Annotated in this window: 12 protein-coding genes; 4 read left to right on the top strand and 8 right to left on the bottom strand. The window is 53.8% G+C overall.

The genetic code is table 11. The annotated features are described in order from the left end of the window. Positions 1 to 90: 90 nt before the first annotated feature. From H9532_RS15425 to H9532_RS15405, 5 genes are read right to left on the bottom strand one after another with little or no spacing between them, the layout of a single operon-like run. On the bottom strand, positions 91 to 780 hold the full coding sequence (locus tag H9532_RS15425; RefSeq protein WP_296370200.1) for a hypothetical protein: 690 nt from the start codon (positions 778 to 780) through the stop codon (positions 91 to 93). Further along, complete coding sequence (locus H9532_RS15420; protein ID WP_296370198.1) at positions 777 to 1,472, bottom strand: PilN domain-containing protein; 696 nt, start codon at positions 1,470 to 1,472, stop codon at positions 777 to 779. The genes H9532_RS15425 and H9532_RS15420 overlap by 4 nt, the downstream gene beginning before the upstream one ends. Then, entirely contained in the window at positions 1,472 to 2,326 is an 855-nt protein-coding gene (locus H9532_RS15415) for a hypothetical protein (protein WP_296370196.1), read from the bottom strand. Before H9532_RS15415 ends, H9532_RS15420 begins: the two co-directional genes overlap by 1 nt. Positions 2,327 to 2,357: 31 nt before the next feature. Then, a complete protein-coding gene (locus H9532_RS15410) occupies positions 2,358 to 3,518 on the bottom strand; it encodes a quinone-dependent dihydroorotate dehydrogenase (RefSeq protein ID WP_296370194.1) in 1,161 nt (386 codons plus the stop codon). Continuing rightward, positions 3,511 to 4,275, bottom strand: a complete 765-nt coding sequence (locus H9532_RS15405) for a ribonuclease H (protein WP_296370192.1) — start codon at positions 4,273 to 4,275, stop codon at positions 3,511 to 3,513. Before H9532_RS15405 ends, H9532_RS15410 begins: the two co-directional genes overlap by 8 nt. Positions 4,276 to 4,338: 63 nt before the next feature. On the opposite strand from H9532_RS15405, the gene H9532_RS15400 reads away from it, so the two are divergent. Further along, a complete protein-coding gene (locus H9532_RS15400) occupies positions 4,339 to 5,010 on the top strand; it encodes a DUF3747 domain-containing protein (protein ID WP_296370190.1) in 672 nt (223 codons plus the stop codon). A gap of 278 nt (positions 5,011 to 5,288) precedes the next feature. Here H9532_RS15400 and rplL read toward each other — a convergent pair whose 3' ends face one another. Both rplL and rplJ read right to left on the bottom strand, forming a co-directional pair. After that, entirely contained in the window at positions 5,289 to 5,672 is a 384-nt protein-coding gene (gene rplL, locus H9532_RS15395; RefSeq protein ID WP_296370188.1) for a 50S ribosomal protein L7/L12, read from the bottom strand. Positions 5,673 to 5,734: 62 nt separating this feature from the next. After that, entirely contained in the window at positions 5,735 to 6,268 is a 534-nt protein-coding gene (gene rplJ, locus H9532_RS15390) for a 50S ribosomal protein L10 (protein WP_296370187.1), read from the bottom strand. A 686-nt stretch (positions 6,269 to 6,954) separates the two neighbouring features. Between rplJ and H9532_RS15385 the strand changes: the two genes are divergently transcribed. The 3 genes from H9532_RS15385 (at position 6,955) to H9532_RS15375 (ending at position 18,004) form a co-directional block, all read left to right on the top strand. Next, positions 6,955 to 7,551 carry a hypothetical protein gene (locus H9532_RS15385; protein ID WP_296370185.1) on the top strand — a complete coding sequence of 199 codons (597 nt, stop codon included), beginning with the start codon at positions 6,955 to 6,957 and terminating at the stop codon, positions 7,549 to 7,551. Between the two features lie 704 nt (positions 7,552 to 8,255). After that, entirely contained in the window at positions 8,256 to 12,623 is a 4,368-nt protein-coding gene (locus H9532_RS15380; protein WP_296370183.1) for a DUF4347 domain-containing protein, read from the top strand. A 293-nt stretch (positions 12,624 to 12,916) separates the two neighbouring features. Beyond that, on the top strand, positions 12,917 to 18,004 hold the full coding sequence (locus H9532_RS15375; protein ID WP_296370181.1) for a DUF4347 domain-containing protein: 5,088 nt from the start codon (positions 12,917 to 12,919) through the stop codon (positions 18,002 to 18,004). Positions 18,005 to 18,572: 568 nt separating this feature from the next. Here H9532_RS15375 and H9532_RS15370 read toward each other — a convergent pair. Beyond that, positions 18,573 to 19,676: a nucleoside hydrolase gene (locus H9532_RS15370; RefSeq protein ID WP_296370179.1), complete on the bottom strand. Its 1,104-nt coding sequence runs from the start codon at positions 19,674 to 19,676 to the stop codon at positions 18,573 to 18,575. Positions 19,677 to 20,265: the final 589 nt, after the last annotated feature.

Here is a 20,265-nt window from a genome sequence, read left to right as displayed (position 1 = left end):
AGGCCACAACCAAGCCACAACGCAGCTTCACGCTCTTGATCCCACCGTTTTGGACGGATGGTATCGGCAAACACCAGGCCAGACCAGGATTCAGGGCTGTTTGGTGGCTAGCTCTGCCGCGCTGTACAGGCTCAAATTGAGACGGAGCTGGGTGGTGTTGGCAGCCGCTTCACCAGGCTTGGCGGCTTCCTCGGTTTCATGTTTGAGACTCAGATCGCTCTGCACCACCAGCAGGCTGAGCTGTTCGAGGCTCCGCAGGAACGCCAGGAGCTGCGGGCCTGTGCCCCTGGCAGTGAGCAACAGCGAGGTTTTCTGCAGGCCAGGAGCCAACAGCGGATCGGCCGGAGGGGGTGGAGTCTTGTCTTTTGCCGACTTGGTTTTGGCCGCTTTTGGATCAGCCGGCGGAGCCTGGGTGACGACCGGTTCATAGCCATCGAGCGCCACACCCGTGCGCTGCGCTTCAGAGCTCAGCTGCGCCAAAAACGTTGAGATCTCGCCGCTACCAGCGATCAACCCCACGATGGCGGCATTGCGCTGCTCGGCCTGTTGCACCGAGTCCTGCAGTTTGAGCAGCTGGGCCCGCAACAGCGGCAGCCGTTGGCGCTGCTCTTCCAGTTGCTCCAGCTCCTGTTGATCGATCAGCAACCGCTGCCAACTCGGCCACACCCCTAAAGCCGCGACACCAGCGCTCAGCAGCAACCCAGCCACCACAGGCCCCCCCAGCAACAACCACTCGCGTTTGAAACGCGGCGTGACCGACGTGGGTTGCAAGTTGGTCATGGCAGCACCCCTGCCCGCTCCAAGATCTGCAGCCGTTTGGCCAGACCTTCGGATCCCAGCGACTGGAGCAGCCGCAACTGCTGGGGCGCCGGCAGCGTGGCGAAGGCCGCCGTGAGATCCCAATCCACCGGGGCCGCCGGCTTGCTCGCCTCACGGCTGAGCTTCACCACCTTCACGCTCTTGGGCTGAAACAAAGGAGATTCAGCCAACAAAAGGCTCAGGCCATTCACCCGGCGAAACGCCTGCGGATCGGCCGCCACTCCCTTGAGTTTCAAGCTGCCTGCCTGCACCTGCACATCGGTGAGTTGCACCCCCTGCGGTGTGATCTGCGTGAGCTGAGCCAGGAGAGCCGAGCCCGACGACACCGCCACCAGCCCCTTTGCCAGCCCCTCGTTGCTGCGCTGGATCGCGCTCAGCCGGCGCCGCTGGCCGAGCGCCTTCCCCTCCAGCGCCTGCACCTGAACGGGGATTCCGCGTAATCCCTCCAACTGCTGATTGAGCTGCGCTTGCCGCCAGAGCAGCACACCCCCAATCCCCAAAACCGCCGCCAAGACGCCACCACCCAAGGCCACGCCGCGGACCAGCAAGCTGCGAGCCGGCTGAAGCGGCTCGGCCGCCGGCGGCAATCCCCGCTCCAATCGGCACTGCCGCAACAGATCCCAGTCGCGCTCCAACCAAGCAGGCCTGTTCATCAGCGCCGCTCTCCCTCAACCAAACCCCACAGAGCCATCGGCGCATCACCTGGCTCCACCCCCTGCAGCGGACAGGGCATCCAGGTCTTCCATTCCTCCACCGAGGCCGGATCGCTGCTTGCGGCACCGCACAACAAACCCCTCGTGGGCTGATAGCGATGCAACCAAGCCTGGATGACCGCTTCCAGCTGGGCTGGCTCCGCCAGCGGCGGCCAACACCACTCCCCCAGGGGCAGGCCTTGATCAAACGCCAGCACCCAGGTGTGTTGATCCTCCAGCTGGAGCACCACCTCCAGCCCTCCCTGCAAACACGGCTGCACCGCCCGCCAAAGACAGATCGGTAATGGCTCCAGGGCATCAAGCACCAGGCCGGCCTGGTTGAACACCTCAATCCAACCCTCCAGCACCCCCCGCTGAGCCGCCACTAACAGGGATCGCGGAGTCCCGGCGGTCAACGGCTCCAGCACCAGATCAGCGTCATGCAAATCCCAGGGGAGCTGGAGCTCATCCTGTTGCTGGCGCACCAGCAGTTCAGGCTGCTCTAGCCACTGCCCATCGGGCCACTCCACCACCCGCCAGGCGGTGGCTGCCCGCGGCAACACGGCCTTCACATGCGCACCGGGATAGCCGCGCTCAATCAACCAATCCCCCAGCAGATCACCCAAGGCCTCCACCGCCGCGGGTGCACCGTTCTCACACGCGCCCTCTGGCAGCGGCACCCGCTCCTGCCACACCAGGCGATCACCCTCCAACACCATCGCCGCGAGCGCCTGGTCTTCCAGCTGGAGGTAGACCCTGCGGGGAAACAGCCAGCTCTGCAGCGGCGCTAGACGATCTTGGACGCCCGCAAGCACCACCGCAGCTCAGCTGCCCACTGCCCGCAAGCTATCGCCAGGGCACGCCACTGCCCACTGCCTCGCTGATGCTGCGGAAGCCATGGCGATCCAGCTGTTGCACCACCCCCTCCAGGATCGAAGGCACCAGTTGCGGACCCTCATAGATCCACCCGGTGTAGAGCTGCACCAGCGACGCGCCAGCGCTGATCCGCTCCCAGGCCGCTTCGGGGGAATCAATCCCGCCCACGCCGATCAGGGGCAAGCCCGGACCCGCCACCGCCCGCAGGCGGCGCAGCACCTCCAGGGCACGGGCGCGCAGCGGGGCCCCACTGAGTCCGCCGGCTTCTTCAGCCAGGGTGCGGCCGGTCTGAGCAATGCGGCGCTGCTCGAAGCCGAGGCGGTTGAGGCTGGTGTTCACCGCAATCACCCCAGCGAGGCCCTCTTCGTAGGCCAGGCGGGCGATGGCATCGATCGCCTCATCCTCGAGATCTGGGGCGATCTTCACCAGCAGTGGCGGGCAGGCAGGCAGGCGACGCAGGCGCTCCACCAGGCGTCGCAGCTGGGCATCGTCCTGCAGCTCCCGCAGCCCAGGGGTGTTGGGGGAGCTCACGTTGATCACGGCGTAATCCGCCAGGGGCGCCAGCAGCTCCAGGGAGGAGGCGTAATCGTCGGGCGCCTGCTCGAGCGGGGTGACCTTCGATTTGCCCAGGTTGATCCCCAGCACCGCTGGGCGTTGCCCCACCGGCGGCAGGCTTTGACGCTCCAAGGTGCGGCGGGCCGCGAGAGCACCGCTGTTGTTGAAGCCCATGCGATTGAGCGCCGCCCGTTCCGCCGCCAAGCGGAACAAGCGCGGCTTGGGATTTCCCGGCTGGGCATGCCAGGTGATCGTGCCCACCTCGGCAAAGCCGAAACCAAACAGGTGCCAGATGCCTGCCGCCACGGCGTTCTTATCGAAGCCGGCGGCCAAGCCCACCGGATTGCGGAACCGGCAGCCGAACAGGGTTTGTTCAAGGCGCAGATCGCGCACCTCCAGCTCGGCGCCGAGCCCAGCCAGGCTGCCGCTCACCAGCGGCCAGTTGCGCCGCAGCGAAGCCTGGCCAAGGGCCTGCAGCGTCAGCTGGCTGAGCTGCTCCGCATCCGCCCCTTCATCGCGGCTGAGCAGCGGCCCCACAAAGAGTTGATACAGAGCCCCGGTGCCGAGTTCAGCCATCCCGTTGTTGCTCCGATACACCCGATCCTGACGCGTCCCGGGCCAGACGCCAGCGTCCGTCGTCGCTGGGCTGCACGATCCAGTCGCGCCAGCGCCACGGTTCACTGCGGTTTTCCAGCTTTTTGAGCGGTTGTTCCACCAGCTGAGCCAGCTCCAGCAGGCTCAGGCCATAGCCGCCTTCGGCAAGGCGATCGGCGAGCTCGAAGCGGGTGAGCAGCTGCTGCAACGCGGGTGGGGCCAGGTCAAGCTCCGGCTCGGGCTCGCTCACCATCAGGCCGCCGTAATCGCCATCGGCCAGCTGGGGGTGCTGCCCTTTGGAAAACGCCACGGCAATCGCATCGCAGCGGTCGTTGTCGGGATCACCGCTGTGCCCTTTCACATAGGTGAACGGCAAACCGCTCACCCGGGCCGCATCGAGGGCCTCCCACAGATCGCGGTTGAGCACCGGGCTGCCGGAGGCGGTACGCCAGCCCTTGCGCTTCCAACCGTTGATCCACTTGCTGAAGCCGTCGATCAGATATTTCGAATCGGTGCGGATCGTGAGGTTGGGATCACGCGGCAGCACCGTCAGCTTCTCGAGCAGCGTCAGCGCCGCCGTTAGCTCCATGCGGTTGTTGGTGGTGTTGGGTTCAAAGCCGCCGAACTCCTGCACCGAGCCATCGCTGAAGCGCAGCAAACAGCCCCAACCGCCAGGGCCCGGGTTGCCGCTGCAGGCTCCATCACAGGCGGCCGCTACCACCACTGGCTGATCGGGCACTGGGCTCTTCCCTCCGGGTCCGGTACAACACTCTCCTGACGACGTGCGCCGAAGAGAAACCCCATGCAGCGAACCTACCTGCCCCTGCTGGCCCTCTCCGCGGCGATCGCCGCGCCGGCCTGGGCCGCCAGCGTGTTCACCAGCCAACCGCTCGACCAATCGCGCTTCGCCGTGCTGGCCCAGCCCGTGGGCAAAAGCGACTGGAAGCTCCTGGTGCTCGAGCAGATCAAGCCGGAGCCGCTCTGCTGGGAGAAACGCAGCGACGGGCTGATCGATCCGGCACTCAATCGTTTTGATTTCAGCGGCATCTGTAGCCGCTACATCGACAGCAACGGCTACTCGCTGCGGGTGGGCGATGAAGACCTGGCCAGCCGCTACCGGCTGCGGCTCGAGCAGCAGGGCAACGCGGTGACCCTGCTGGCCATGACCCCGACCCAGCCCACCGAGCTGCTGGTGGGGCGTGGAACGCTGAGCCAGCGCGACCGCGAGGCCTTTGTGGCCATTGAGCTGGAGCCGGGCTGGAGCCTGGAGCGGCGCGCCTACGGCAGCCAAACCCTCAGCCATGTGTACTTCGCCAATGGCACCTCCCTCAGCCAGCTGATTGCCAAAGCCAGCCGCGGCAGCTCTGGGGCCTCCACCCCGGCCGCAGCCGCGAACGTGAGCAAGCTCAAGCCACTGCCGCCGCAGCCCGGGAGTGGCCCGATCGCCCTGCAGGTGATCCCGTTCAAGCCATAGGCCAGCTCACGCAGCGGCCTACATCCCCTCCACCTCGCTTTCCTCCTGCCGTATGTTTCTCTTGTGTGAGGAGTGCGGGACACCACTTCCGGGGTCGAAACGAGGACAGACTCCCAGAAGCGTTCCGAACTCAAAGCCCTGCCTTCGGCGGGGCTTTTTTATTGGCTGACGCCCACGGCTGATCCACAACCCAGAGCACCACAAAAAAAGCCGGCCCCCGTAGGAGCCGGCTGGGCCAGAAGCGTGATGGCGGGCGCCGAAGCAGCCCGCCCCAGCGATCACTTGATGGTGACCTTGCCGCCGGCCTCTTCCACGGCCTTCTTGAGGGCCTCGGCATCAGCCTTGGAAACGCCTTCCTTGATGGCACAAGGAGCGCCTTCAACGAGAGCCTTGGCTTCGCCCAGGCCCAGGCCGGTGGCTTCGCGCACGGCCTTCAGCACTTTGATCTTGGCAGCGGCGTCGAAGCTGTCGAGCATGACGTCGAATTCGGTCTTCTCTTCAGCGGCTTCAGCAGCAGCTGCAGGAGCAGCGGCCATCACAACGCCAGCCGAAGCGGCGGCGGACACACCAAAAGCCTCTTCGATCTGCTTGACGAGCTCGGAAGCTTCAAGCAGGGAGAGCGACTTCAGTTGCTCGAGAATTTGGTCGGTAGTAGCAGACATGGTTGGGAATCAGCAACAGATCTGTGTGAACAGTCGGAGCGGAGAGCTCAGCAGAGCAGGCCTCAGTTGGCCGTGCCCTCGCCGTCGGCGTGCTGCTTGAGCGCCCGGGCAAGACCGGAGGGAACTTCGGTGATGCCCACAGCCACCTTGGTGGCCACAGCGTTGATCGCACCAGCGATCTGCGCCATGAGCACCTCCTTGGAGGGCAGATCCCCAATCGCCTTGATCTCGGATTGCGAGAGAAGCTTGCCTTCGAAAAGACCGCCCTTCGTTTCCGATTTCTTGGTGTCCTTCTGGAAGGCCTGAACGGCCTTCACGGCACCACCCACGTCGCCCTTAACGAGCACGAAGGCGTTGGTGCCGGTGAGGAGGGAATCGAGTTCCGACCAAGCGCTGTTGCCATCAATGGCACGGCGCATCAAGGTGTTTTTGGTCACCTTGCACACACCGTTGCTGGCCTGCAGACGGCTCCGCAGATCAGACATCTCCTTGATGGACAGGCCCTTGTAATCAAGAACCAGCGCCATTTCGGCCTCACCGAGGAGCTGCTTGAGCTCTTCGACGATCTGTTGCTTGTTCTCCAGCGTGCGGCCCATGGGAAACGGAACGGATCGGGGGAACAAGCCGGGTACGCAGCCCCAGTGCGCGTGCACTCGAGGGGCTGCGGCTTGCATTCCCCCGGCAGCGAACCGCCAGGGCAAAACCAGTCGCGTGCACCTCGGCAGGATTTACGGCTTGCGGCAGCGAATCACCGAAGTGATCGCCGGCCTTGGGCAGACCTGCTGTCTTGGGTGGGGCGCGTGCCCTTCTGGCCTAAGCCAGTTAATCAGTATACAGATGGAGCGCGCGATCGTCAGAAACACCGGAGAGGATGCGGCCATGTCGCCCATGGAGACGCAGGCTGCCCTCAACAGATGATGCGAAAGACGCCCAGATCGCCGTGACAGAGATGGATTTGCCAGGGGGCTTGGAGCATGCAAGAGACTTAGTCATGCACCCCCTGGCGGCAGAGCCTGATGACAGTCAGGCACAAGGCAGCTGGTGCGGCCATGCTGATTCCGGTTGCGTCGGAAGGACTCCGGTCCATTGGGCGACCCCGCTGCGGCTACTGATCGCATCGCCTTCTAGCAGGCCAGACGAAGGTCGCAAGCGCCACGAGAAGCAACTGGGGCCGCTCAACCAGGAGCAACAGATAGATGTTGCTCGCTAAACCCGGAAGCAACTGAGGGAGGTTGCAACTGCGCAGGCATCCGCGTAAAATAAAGCAGAATCAAATCACGCTATGTCAAAAGACACACTTGTGCGAGTAATCAATGAAACGACTGATGCCCTTGTGGTTCACAACAGAGTTACAAAAGCCAAGAACACAGTTCTACCCGGCGAAATATTTGAAGTTCGCGGGAACAGGGGCTCTGAAGACGACGTCATCATTGGAATCATGGATCCTGCGATCAAGAATGGTGGCGCCACAGTGGGTCGGTTTAGATTTGAGAACCCAGATATCGGATATTCCTGGATGAAGTCAGATTTCAGCCAGTACTCCGGCCCATATGCCATGAGGGGATACGGAAAGCTGTCGCCACCATATGGGGGTTACGACTATGTTGTCCAGGCAGCAAAGGATCAGAAAATCGCGACAGGCAAGCTACAGAAGCACCAGAAATATATTTTTGGCAAATCAAACACTTCATACAACCCAACTCCGGAGCATCCAGAGAAGGGCATTTGGGCATTCAAATCTTCTGATTTCATTGAAGATCAATATCTACTCAGCAAAGGCTTTAAAGTGATAGCGCATCAGGAGTGGGAGTGGGAGAACGCCATGCTGTGGAATGTAAGAGTAGTTGACCTGAAATGGTATCAGGATTCGACTATATAGAGCCATTGGACTGCATCCCTCCGAAAGAGATTGGGCAGAAACAGATCTGCAGCTTCAGAGAGGAATCCAGCAGCCAGTCTACGGGCCAAAATAAGCCCAGATCGAGCAATAAGCAACAGACGAAGCCCTGAATCAAGCAGGCAGATTGCACATAGCGCACGAACAGACAACATCAGCGAGTAGACATAAAGCACTTATACGCATGACTTTTTACGCATGAATGCTCTTGACTTAGCACGATTCGAGACAAGGATGCGTTAAATGAGGCGACAACTGTTACAGTAAATGTTGAGGCGATAAACTTGGAAAAGGTCTTCGGGATCCTTTTGTTATTTTAACGTGGTGGGCGCCATTTCGCATCACCAATCAACCGAGAAAGTGGTCACGATTCGAGTTCCTAAGAAATAGTATCGACCTAGAATGGACGGGGAGCTTACGGCTGCCTCAAGCACGGATTGTAGTCTGCCTGTCTTCCCTCACGCGTTCCCAGGAAGCTCTAAACTGAGGCAGGCCCTAGTGGAGTAGGCGCCAGAGCCCAAAAAGACATGAAATAGGCAGACTGAATGCACGGCAAACCACAAGTAGATTCATTTACGAGTTAAAATTGGATAGAATTAAGAAAAACGAAAGAATCGGAGGTTCGGGACGGGTCAAGATAAAATGTGGTGAGAACAAAGTCAACGCCTTCAGGTCGGGCATTAATCATGGAAAACGAAGTAAGCCCGATAACAGTGCAGACGGGCATTGAAGGGATGCACAAAGGCCACGGATCCCTAAGTGAAGAGCAAGGATTGGCCGTCCATATTATTACGATCAGCGACGAACAAACACTAGCCCTGTACAATGAACTGTTGGATCAAAGCGAGAACGTCGTCGCACTAAACAGGAGTGACACCCTAAGCAGTTTAACAAGATCTCTTCGTGAGATGGCACCAGCCAAAGGGTGGGATTCCATGCACATTTATTCACATGGAGACACTGGGCGATTTTGGTTGGGCGGATCGGAGATATCAAACGATTCTCTGACTGGCTTAAGAGAGGATCTACGGGAACTGGGTTCCATGGTCCGCAAGGAGGGAGACATCCTAATTTATGGATGTGAAGTTGGGAAGGGCACAGCCGGGGAACACCTGGTTGAACAGATAGCCAACACAACCAGCGCAGATATAGCGGCGTCAGATAACAAGACAGGTGCAAGTCGTGCAGGCGCCGATTGGGAATTAGAGATCCGACAAGGAGAAATTGAAGCCGAGAAGTGGAGGATGTCTAATGCTCCCGAATGGAATGGGACGTTATCAATACAGCCATCAACGTGGATCACATCAGCCTCTTATATCGACGGATCAGGAGACCTCGTATCGATCAACGTAACCGGGGGTGGAAGCTTCCAGATAACGCTTGCAGGAGGAAGAGTTGATGGGGCGGATGCGACATCAGTCGTTTTAAAAGAAACCACAGCAGCAAGCGGACTTTCGGTCACTGTCACTCCGCAGAAGCTGTCGATCAACGCGGGAAGCATTGATGAAGGAGATGGAGGTCAATACAATCGCCTATATAGTCCAGGATACACAACTATCGACTCCGTAGTAGCTGCTGATGGCAGCACGGAAATTGGGTCCATCTATCTAAGCTCTACAATTGTCAACAGACTGGAGCTTCAGAACCAAGCGGTCGGCAACATCACTATCGACGCGGGGTATACGCCATTCAGTGATCGAGTGAACACTAGTTCGCTAGATGGAGGAGACAATAGCCCATCCCCGAGCATCAGTGTAAGCGATATTCAGGCCGCAGCAGAATTAGAACTATTTGATGAAAGCCCAACAGGTAACAGCACCAATGACTACAATCCGGTTACAGGATTGGTTGATGTAGGCAGCATCAACGCTAGGTCAATCAGAACAATGAGCATTAACGGAGCAATTAGTGCTCCAACGACAGACCCTTATGACCCGCTACCACTAACAAACAATATTAGGGGCGAGATTAGAGTAGCGGAAGCAATTGGGACAATTGAAGCACCGCGCAGCGGCCTCACGGGCGAGATTAGGGCTGGAAGTATAGAAAAGATAAACATTGGTCTTGTACAAGGAGAGATCACGACAAATGATCCTTCAGCCCCGATGACCATAGGCCTGGATAGTCAGTTCAGAGGCTTTATACGATCAGCCGGCCACTTAAATTTAGGCTTTAACTTTAACTTGCCCCCCAAGACAGATGGCGACCTAGAGCCGAAAGATATATTTTTTGGGGAGGTGCATGCAGGTGGTGGTCTGTCAGGAACGCAGACAGCACTGGACGACCCTCTCATGTTGCCCAACAACATTTACAATTTATACAAACACGATGGCTCGGCATTGGCAGCGCTAGGCGAAGAGGCCATAGGGACCCTAATCAGCAACGGAATCGCAAATGTAAATATTAATGGGATTGGAAATGCAAGACTGATATCGGCGGGAGATATTGGAAACATCAGCGCCAATAGCTTCACAGACTCAATGCTTGTAGAGGCAGAAGGGAATATTGGCGATATCGAAGCGTATCTTTTTAGTGAAATACCAAACCCGCAACCTGAGTTCCCACCGGAACCACCAGTCCCAGGAGAACTCTCAGGGACCTACAGGGCTGTCAGGGGCAGGATTGGCAACGTCAAAGCTGCTACAAACCTTGTGGCCACGCTGCAGGCTGGCAAAGAAATTGGTGACATCACAGCCTTTGAAGGTGGCATTCATTCTCTATTAATAGATGCCGGCACAAGCATTGGAGACATTTGGGCAAAGAAACAGGAACTCTTTGGGGGAAAGATTGTTGCCCAGGCAGGAGACATCGGAGATATTTATATAGCGACAGGAGCCTGGGACAACTCGTTGAGAGCGCCACAAGGAAGCATTGGTGACATCTGGATAGAAAAGGGAAGGCTGGAAATACCAAGCATTACAGCCGGTGTTAATCTTGGAAATATGACAGTCAAGGGTGCCAACGCTATTACGGGAGGAACCATCACCGCTGGACAATCAATAGGAAATATCAGAGTAACTGCAAGGACAGGATATGGAATCTCAGGAACACTGATCCAAGCAGGTGATGAAAGTGGGCTATACAAAGCGGCTGGGACATCCGTACATACTCCAGCAAAGATTGGCAATGTTGATGTGATCGCGTATGGGGCAGTGCAGCTACCAGCTTTTGAACCTTTGCCGGATCCATCCGCAAGCTTATCAACGAATGCGATCGAGAATACAGTGCTGGTATCAGGCGCGATCGGCAACATCAAGGCAAGGGCATTTACAGGCAGTGGAATAGTTAGCTCGGAGATTCACGCACAGCAGGGAAACCCGGTTGCCGGCTTTTCCATTCAATCAATCAAAGCAATCGGCGGGGGAAATGCTCTCGATTCCGTCAATGTAGTCTCTGAGGATAGCATTGGCAACGTTACTGGGCTGTCACAAGTTCAAGGACACGGCGTAACGAACTGCCAGTTCCTCGCGAATACTGGTTCAATTGGAATGATTGCTGCCCGAGGAGGAGTTGGAGGCGGCAGCGGGATCACTGGAGGAACATACGTCCAAAGCCGAAAACAGGTATCAGGGGTGAAAGCCAGAAGCAATGCAAATGGTGGACATGCTATTGAAGGTCTTACCCTGAATGCCGGAAGCATTGGGTTTCTTGAAGCAAAGGTACTTGGCGGGGAAGGAGGCGAACCGACAGAACCATTCTCGAGCGGGATTGTAGATAGCACAATAACAACATTTGGCTTTAACAACGATCCAACAGACCCAAATAAAGTATCGGCAGATATAGGCGACATCACGGTGGGAGTCGGCTCGATCTACGGGGAAGGCATCAAGAACACAATTCTAGATTCGTCTGGCTCAATCAAGAAAATAATAGTAGAGTGCTACAACTCAAACGGTATAAATGGAAGCACGGTGACGGCATCGGGCAACATTGGGTTAATTCAGAGCGAGTCAACGAATGCAGGCACAGCGATCTTAGACTCACAATTTAGATCAAAGAAAGGCAGTATTGTCGACGGTGATCAACCCACCAAACTCTCAGTAAAGGCTGTAAGTGGTGGAGGCAGCGCAGAGGACCATGGAATATTCGGATCAAGCTTTACGGCTTACATGAACCTGGGCTTAGTTCAGTCGGATACAGCTGGCGGCTATGGCATAGGAGAAAGCTCTTTTAGAGCAGACAGCGGATACACAAATATGGGAAATATCGGTGGGTTTGAGGTCGGAAGTAGTGGGATTAATCTTGCAGCATCGACAGCAATGAAAGGGGTAGTAGCCAGCGGCTCACGAATCGGCAACATCCAAGCGAAGATCAGTGAATTTAGGGGAGGGGCAGCGATGTCTGAAGTGTTATTGACAGCAAGAAATGCGATGGAAGAAAGCGCAGGAGAAATTAGGGGGAGGGAGAGGATGGCGTTTAATAACAGGGGGGAAATCGGAAACATCACTGTTAGAAGTGCATCCCGCGTAGGGAACGGTGTTGAATTCAGTCAGTTCTTAGCTGGTGCAGGCGGGAAGATTGGCAATATAGATATAGATATGTTATGGCAGCCTAAACAACCAGATTGGTCCGAGAAAGAAAATAGACAAGCCAGCGGTGTGGCCCTCTATGGAAGCTCAATAAGAGCCACAGGCATTGATCCTGATGCAAATGTATTTAGCGGGAAGATTGGCAACATAACCATCAAAGCGGGACGAGTAATTCCAGACTCAACAGTGCCGCCAGTTCCACCGATTCCCCCTCTCCCTCCGATCCCTCAGGTACTCTATCCGCCTCCGAACGATCAATCTACAGAGGCACCTTCGGGCATTAATCTCAGTTATATCGCTGCCTACGGAGGAATTGGCGCAATCACTGTAAATAGTGTTGGGACAGGCATTGGCAACTCGGCAATCTATGCTCGATCAGATATCCTCAATCCATTAATCACTAGAAATCTAAGTGTGGCCAAAGTTAAGCCTCGAGGAAAGGTGAAGTCGCTGAACGTCGCTGGAATCGGTCTCTTCGCCGAAGATGTCATTAACTCACAGATTATTCCAACTCCAATTCCTTAGGGTACGACATGTACCCACAACATGGTCATTGGTGCCTCGTAGGGGCTTCAAGTTACGATGGTTAACAGCTGCGTGAGAAAGGGAAAGGGGCATGAGCAATAACTCTTGGGATAGAATGCGTAAAAACTCTGACGGTATACTCCTAGAAAGAGAAATCGAGTAAACTGAGAGGGAATTGGACAAGTGCAATGGATTGGGGACATGGAGGGGCTGATGCAGCGCTGAGCGTATGCATCTCAACCAATTGCCACCCGTGGCCAGAGGCTCATTCCTTAGCTGGATTGAACGGGGGCATGACCTGTGATGAAGGACGCGCGCAGTTCAACGAAGATAAGATTTATGTCATCAGTGATGATCTGGATCAAGGCTTGAAGCCGATCGCGGATGAACTCACAGCAGGTGGCTACGAAGTACTTTACCTTCAAGGGAGTGAAGGGCTAAGCACGCTCGTTCAGCGGCTTGAGGGTATAGCAGATAAGGATCAATTGGACGCAATTCATTTGCTGTCACATGGATGGGAGGGTGGATTTGCAATAGGAGGGGATCTCATTACAGGAAGAACACTGAAAGGGTATGGAGCTGAACTCGCAGAGCTTGGCAGCTTTCTTAAAGAGGATGGAGATCTGTTGATTTATGGATGCAATGTGGGAGAAGGCGAAATTGGAATTGAATTTACGAAGGATATCGCTGAACTAACGGCTGCTGATGTGGCAACTTCAAATAACGTTACTGGCAACATCAGTGGCTCTGACCAGGCCGACTGGAAACTAGAAGTAACCGCAGGCACGATCAATAAGCTAGATCCAGGATTCTGGTCCAATCTAAGCATTCGTGATATCACTCTTGAACCGTTTTCTATTGGAGCGGTGGCAGCTGGGGCATTAGTTTCTTGGTCAGTCGATTGGTTTCTGGATAGTTTGACAGGGAAGGGAAATATAACAGTTGGATACCCTGAGGGAAAGAATCCGAATCCAGACCAGCCTGAGCCTAGGATCACAACAGGTATACAACCAGGCGTTCAGGTCAAATCTGCGTATTACATCGATACAGACGGTGATCTTGTGTCGGTTGTACTTTCCGGCGCAGGCACATTTTCGATCGACCTAGCAGGTGGATTGACGAACAACGCAGATGCGACCTCAATCCAGATAACCGGTACTGATGCTACATCAGGTTTGTCGTTGTCGGTAAGTCCGTTAGAGCTGAAAATGAATGCTGGCTCAATCATTGAGGGGGCGAACGGCCTTTACAATAGGATGTTTAGTGGCGGGTACACGAATATTGAGTATATCGGCAGCGCCACGGGTTCAAGTGGAGATCTGAAGAGTGTTGAGCTGAGTGGAGTGATAACTAACACCATAGACTTGGAAGGAGCAAGTATCGGCAATATAACACTGGATACAGGCTATGCAACATACGTGGACCGCATTAATACGAGTAGCCTCTACAACGCGATGAGCATTGAGAGTAGCACAAACTTTAGTGGAAATACAATTGATGGTGGGGCAGGTAATCAGGCTGAGATTGTGGACTTTGCAGGTGTCTTTGATGATCAAGCACCTGTAACCAATGGCGGAAGCAGTTACAACTCTGTTAGCGGCCTAATAGATCTAGGCGACATCAAAGCCCTTGAAATCGGCAGTATCGTAATTAACGGATCGATAGGCGCACCTTCTGGCGATCCATACGATAAAAGCTTTTCCACCAATGATTTAAGAGGAGAAATCGAGGTGAGCGGAAGAATTGGAAGCATCGAAGCTCAGCGAAGCCGTCTGAATGGAAATATCAAAGCGGGAAGCATTGGCTCCATTGATCTTGGCCGAATCGATGGCAGTATTGAAACAACAGATCGGAGTCAATCTCTCACACTTCAGTTGCCATACGATTACCAAGGATTTATAACCTCTGCAGGCCATCTCAATCTAGCCTACACTTTTGAGGCAATTGCCAATACCGCAAAGGGTGGTAGCGAAGCTGGCGGGGAAGAGAACAACACGACGGGTGAAATTCGCTCATACGAAGGAATCTCTGGGATCTTCCCTGAAGAAAATGACACAATATATATCCCAGATCAATACATAGGTGTCGTTATCAACAGAAGCAAAGACAAGGGAATTGCGGATATAAACATCAACGGCACAGGCATGTCACGATGGCACTCCGAACACAATATTGGAAACATTACGGCTAACGCTTTTACAGAGGCGATGATTGTGGAAGCCACGGACAACATTGGCAATATAGAGACATACTTACGTACGCCTGTACCCGTCGCAGAGCCGCCAGATGCGCCGGAAGCAGCACCTGTTGAAATGCTGGCAGGCTTCTTTCAAGCTGGTGGAAACATCGGTAACGTTAAGTCTGCTACAGGTGTTGCAGCCGATCTACGCGCAGTAAAGGGAAGCATTGGTAATATCACAGCGCTAACTGGTGGAATTGAATCGGCACTTATAGATGCCGAAACAAATGTGGGAGACATGTGGGCCCACCAACAAATTGAAGGCAATACGGGTAAGATTGTCGCACGGACTGGCAACATAGGGGATGTCTACCTAGGTATAGGAACGTGGGGGGCAACCCTCTCCGCTGGACAAGATATTGGGGATATATATATCGAGAAAGGAAAGCTATTTAATCCAACATTCGCTGCGAAGCGAGACATCAAATCGATCACCGTCAAAGGTTCTAATATCACAGTAGAAGGCGGCACCATCAGTGCCGGTCGCAGCATCGGGAAAGTGGAAGTAGTAGCTTCAAAGGGTATTGGGATGATGGGCGTACTCCTTCAAGCCGGCGACGAGTATGGGTTTGATAGTTCAAGTGACCTTGCATCAACAGAAAGCATCCCGCAAGAGCAAGCATCAATCAAATCAATTAAGGTGACTGCTTATGGGGGAACGACTCTACCAGCCATAGAGGCTGGCGTAGAGCCGTTGGCAAATATTAATGGAGCAGATGGAATTGTAAACACACAAATCATCGCAGGTAGAATTGGAAATATTACGTCAAGGGCATTTACGGGAAATGGTATTGTTGACAGTGTGATTCATGCAAAAGTTTCTGATCTTGGCAACCTAACCGGCATTGGGAATGGAGACGGTCTCAGGAGGGTGAATGTGACAGCCCAGAAAAACATGGGCAACATCACAGGATTATCTCAAATGCAAGGAGACGGCATTTACCTCTCACGCTTGCATGCGAACGATGGGAAGATTGGCCAGGTGACAGGCCGAGGCGGCGTTGCAGGAGGACGCGGAATCTTCGAGTCTTATTCACAAAGCCGGGGGCATACAGAAGGTTTTATAGGTATCAGCAATGCAAATGGTGGGCACGCGATTGAGTTGCTCACAGCACATGCTGGCAGTTTTGGAAGCATCAAAGCATCCGTCAGGGGGGGAGAAGGCGGTGAACCCGACAACGCAGTCTCACATGCCATTGTTGATGCGAGCCTAACGAGCTATAACGGAGGAATTGACGAGATATCTGCCAAGAATGGATCTATTAATGGAGGTGGTATCGTCAAAAGTATATTTGATATCTCGGGAGAAATTGGCGGGATCAGTTCAGAGACCTATAATGCAACAGGAATTAGCGACTCAGAGTTTATCGCAAAAGAGAACATAAGGGCCATCACTTCTATCACAGAAGGCTCTGGCTCGGCGGTCCTAGGTGCGTTGTTCCGTTCCAAGAACGGCTCTATCGGTGTGACACCAACAGATGAGAAAGCTGGCATTTATGTAGAGGCAAAAGGTGATTCGTCGGTTGATACGGGAATAGAAGGAAGTGAATTTACAGCTTTTGGCAGCATCGGCAACATCAGTGTTGCATCAAATGGAGGCCCAGCGATTTCCGGATCTAACTTTATCGCTGACAGCGATACTGGGACTGGCGGCTTTAGAAATATAGGCAGCATTGGCCGGATAACAGTGGAGAATAAAGGAGTCTATCCGGGAAGTTCCAATGGAATAGACGGATCCAGGTTTGAAGCGGCAAACATCGGTGGTGTCGATGTGAAGGTTAGTGATTTCAGGGGAGGTGCAGGGATATTGGGCTCCCAGTTCATTGCCAGAAGCGCGATTTACAACGAAGCCAATGGGGCCTTCGACAACAAGTCGACCATTGGTAGTATAAAGGTGCTTAATGCCTCTAGGACAGGCAATGGTATTGAAGGCTCTGATTTTGTTTCAGGTGCCGCTGGAGAAATCAAGTCAATTTACGTTGACACCACATGGAAGAAGCTCGACCAAACTGATCCATTTAATCGAGGTGCAAGTGGAAAAGGCATCTATTTGAGTTCTTTCCGCGCCTCAGGTCTTGATCCAGATCAAGCGGTGATGGATGGAAAGATTGGTGGAATTACAGTTAAGACTGGGCGCGTGACTCCAAATCTCATCCCACCTGAATATATTCTCCCAGGCATAGCTCCTCCTAATGACCAATTCACTGGAGCTGCTGCAGGTATCGACCTGAGCTACTTCGCGGCCTATGGTGGTATAGAAAAGATTGAAATTGACTCAATCGGCACGGGCATATTTGGCTCTGCATTCTTGGCAAATCGAGACGTCGCCAACAGTGTTGGTGGCTTGCTTCTAGCAAACTATGCTGATGTCAAGCCGAATGGTTCGATCAACAAAGTTGATGTGAGAGCCAATGGGCGCTGGTCAAGCGGAGTGGTACTTTCAGCTCTCGTTGGTGACAGTATCAAGTCTGTAAATATTCAGGCACGGAATGGTCCGCTTGTTCAGCCGATTACTCCGCAAAGACTCGCTTTAGAACAACCGCAAGAAGAATCGACTGTCGAGGTGTTGGCCATCAAAGACAACAAGTCAGATCAGCCCGTTCTTCCTTTGGTAGCACTCATAAGTGAGGCATTACGTTCAACGGGTCTTAATCCTGTACTAGAAGTTGTCTCGCCTCAAACCCTGCAAGAATATAGCGCTAAGAACCTGATGCGTTACGTAGCCCCGGTAAAACAACCTGAGATTAGTTCTAAGCAATCTAAATCTGCTGCCCTAAGAACTTCTCTTAGAAGCACAACAACTAGCGAGGCGCAGAGTCTCAGTCAACTCCTGCCCATCGACCTTGGCTACGCTCCGGTAAGTGGTTCTCTATTTGTTGCCACAAAGAGCAACATTGGCCAGATGACCATCACAAATCTGAATGAAGGCAATCCCTTCTTTGGCTCACTTTTCTACGCAAAGCATAGCTATGGCCCAGTAAGCACAACATCAAAGGCGAAGAAGAACAAGCTCGACACAACAGTGGAGGCAACCGTAAAAGCTCTGGGGTACAAGCACGTCAATTCATTTAGCAGACATCTATCAGCATTCCTAGGAAAACAGAGGCCAGGCGGCAACCTTCCCCCTGCTATAGGAGGCTAAGCACGCTAGAATTCTAATAATGTATTATCTTAAGCGCCAGCTTAGTTGGCGCTTAAGATAATGCGACCTTAAATGACGACGAAGTCGCGGCGTTCTCGTCGGACTTGAAGATCTCTGATTTACGACAAGACCTGAAGGTGCTCCAGTGCTTCCAGGCAGAAGAACTCTCGTACCAAGGGTGTTGGAAACCTTCTAACTGATGACATGCCTGGAGCTAGCGAGTTTGAATGAACAACAAGCAACCTCAGATCCGCTCATAGACCGATAGCTGACTGTTCCTGACGCATATTAAGATTTCATCGTCATGGAATAGCTTCTCGCAACCCCAAGGCAAACGCTCATTAAAAGCGCCCATTGTAGCACTGCTAAACGACGGACTCAACCAAGTGAGGATGTGGAAAGAAATGGCGAGGCGCACCCAGCTTGAAGTTGTGGTGTACATCAGCATATTGTTGTTTCGCTCACAGTACATATCAAGTAGCTTGTACTTCTGAGGAGCACTGTCGCGATAAAGTACGTTGAAGTATTTGCAGCGCACTTATGCCCAACCAGCTCGCAAGAAGGCTTCTCAGATTTCAGAGACCGGCTGACTGAATAGGGTATGCAAACCATCTGTCTTGTCAAAATCTTCGTCGAGGACGGATGTTAAAAAGGATTCGAAACGGGAGACGTCAGCCTGGAAAACGACTTTCACATCTTGACCGGCAGAGTCACGCTTCGTCCATCCTGACTTGAATGGATCAAGAGGAGACCGGGGACGTCCCTTCCAATTCAGCAGGCTAAAATCACTAGGGTCACCGAACGGTGAGCCCTCCTCTGGTGATATATCGTCGCGAACCTTCGCATTAACCTTGATTTTTACTTCTTGTGAATTTGTGATCAGATCGGGAGTTACCGCAATTGCCGCAGCCAGAGGATCCCAGTGGTAATATTCTTCGCCCAGAGGGTTCACAGTAACATCCTCCCACCAGGTGGCTGCTAGGTTAGCGACTCTCCCAACTGCATTCTTTTGAAAGTTTGCAAGAAAGTCTTCGGTCAGTGGGGCCTGATTGGTTGCGTCAAGAGGAACGATGGTTATGGGTATGCCTAGATCAAAGACAGTCTTCGCTGCGACAGGATCGATCCAGAAATTGAACTCAGCCCGCTCGTTAGGAGTGTTGTGAATGTTGCCTTTGACATCAACTGAGCCACCCATAGAAACTATATGATCGATCTTACCTGCAAGCTTGGGAGATTTAGCCAAGACTTTAGCGAGTGTCGTGAACGTTCCCAACTCTAGAATAGAAATCTTGCTCTGGCTTTTCACGAGAACTTCTCGAAGGATGTCCACAGACTTTCCGTTTTGTTGCTTGGCAGCTTTCGGGTACCCAGGAATCTTAAATCCTCTAAGATTGTCTTCTGTGTATCGCCATTCAGAGGGATATTGATGGAAGCCCTCAAGGGTATTCTTGCCACCTTGTCCTATGATTGGAAGTTGATCCGTAGGGATTCCTGCATACCTCAGAAGCCGGACCGCGTTGTTTTTCGCGGGAAGTGAGTGAGTGAGACCAGTTCCTTGAGTTAAAATGGCTTTGATATTGAATTTGCTTTCGGGATGCTTCGAGATTTGAGCCAGATAGAGCAGTGCGATTCGATCATCTAGCCCCATGTCTGTATCGATAATCCAGTCCATTGAATAAATTCGCGTTGATTGTGATTTGGTTTTTGCTTTCGATCAAGGAAGCCCTGTTCCTCAGAACTTGAAGCAGAAGGAGCGTGGAGCTTGCCAACTTGATGGCCTATGAGCACAGGGCTCATGAAGACAAACGTTAGGTTCCCTAGAGGGAGAGAAAGAGAACAGTAATTGAAGAATTCACAAGGCCACCCCTATCGTAAGTTGTCTGTTGAGGGGTGTCAATGTTTCAAGCAGCGACACTGATGAACCTCGAGAAGCTACTGATGCTTCTTTTTGTCCTTTTTTCCGGCCTTGCTACGCCTTCTCCCCCCTTTGCCAGGAAAGATAACGCCTCTCCATCCCGATCACTTCTTCAACCAGGGGGCTTGATGGAAAAGAGCAATGCGTCGCTACAGCGAGGCGGTTAAAGCTGATGTGAGACGGCGGGTGAGTCCGCCACAGAGGCAGAGCCTTGCCCAGATCTCGGCGGAGCTGGACATCCACGTAGTGACGCTCAACTAGGGTTTGCTGAATAAGGCGAGATCCACTGCAGGCCCGCGTCCCGCCAGTAGGTGTAAATCCCTGGGGACCTCAACCCCGGCGTAGC

Source organism: Vulcanococcus sp. Clear-D1, assembly GCF_014654725.1.
GTDB lineage: Bacteria > Cyanobacteriota > Cyanobacteriia > PCC-6307 > Cyanobiaceae > Vulcanococcus.
The sequence above is the reverse complement of the archived record's forward strand: the minus strand, read 5'-3'. Positions and strand labels throughout refer to the sequence as shown.

What these genes read in the sequence shown, in the direction of transcription:
- H9532_RS15425 (WP_296370200.1), bottom strand. Translation starts at nt 780, where the DNA reads ATGACCAACTTGCAACCCACGTCGGTCACGCCGCGTTTCAAACGCGAG.
- H9532_RS15420 (WP_296370198.1), bottom strand. Translation starts at nt 1,472, where the DNA reads ATGAACAGGCCTGCTTGGTTGGAGCGCGACTGGGATCTGTTGCGGCAG.
- H9532_RS15410 (WP_296370194.1), bottom strand. Translation starts at nt 3,518, where the DNA reads ATGGCTGAACTCGGCACCGGGGCTCTGTATCAACTCTTTGTGGGGCCG.
- H9532_RS15400 (WP_296370190.1), top strand. Translation starts at nt 4,339, where the DNA reads ATGCAGCGAACCTACCTGCCCCTGCTGGCCCTCTCCGCGGCGATCGCC.
- rplL (WP_296370188.1), bottom strand. Translation starts at nt 5,672, where the DNA reads ATGTCTGCTACTACCGACCAAATTCTCGAGCAACTGAAGTCGCTCTCC.
- rplJ (WP_296370187.1), bottom strand. Translation starts at nt 6,268, where the DNA reads ATGGGCCGCACGCTGGAGAACAAGCAACAGATCGTCGAAGAGCTCAAG.
- H9532_RS15385 (WP_296370185.1), top strand. Translation starts at nt 6,955, where the DNA reads ATGTCAAAAGACACACTTGTGCGAGTAATCAATGAAACGACTGATGCC.
- H9532_RS15380 (WP_296370183.1), top strand. Translation starts at nt 8,256, where the DNA reads ATGGAAAACGAAGTAAGCCCGATAACAGTGCAGACGGGCATTGAAGGG.
- H9532_RS15375 (WP_296370181.1), top strand. Translation starts at nt 12,917, where the DNA reads ATGACCTGTGATGAAGGACGCGCGCAGTTCAACGAAGATAAGATTTAT.
- H9532_RS15370 (WP_296370179.1), bottom strand. Translation starts at nt 19,676, where the DNA reads ATGGACTGGATTATCGATACAGACATGGGGCTAGATGATCGAATCGCA.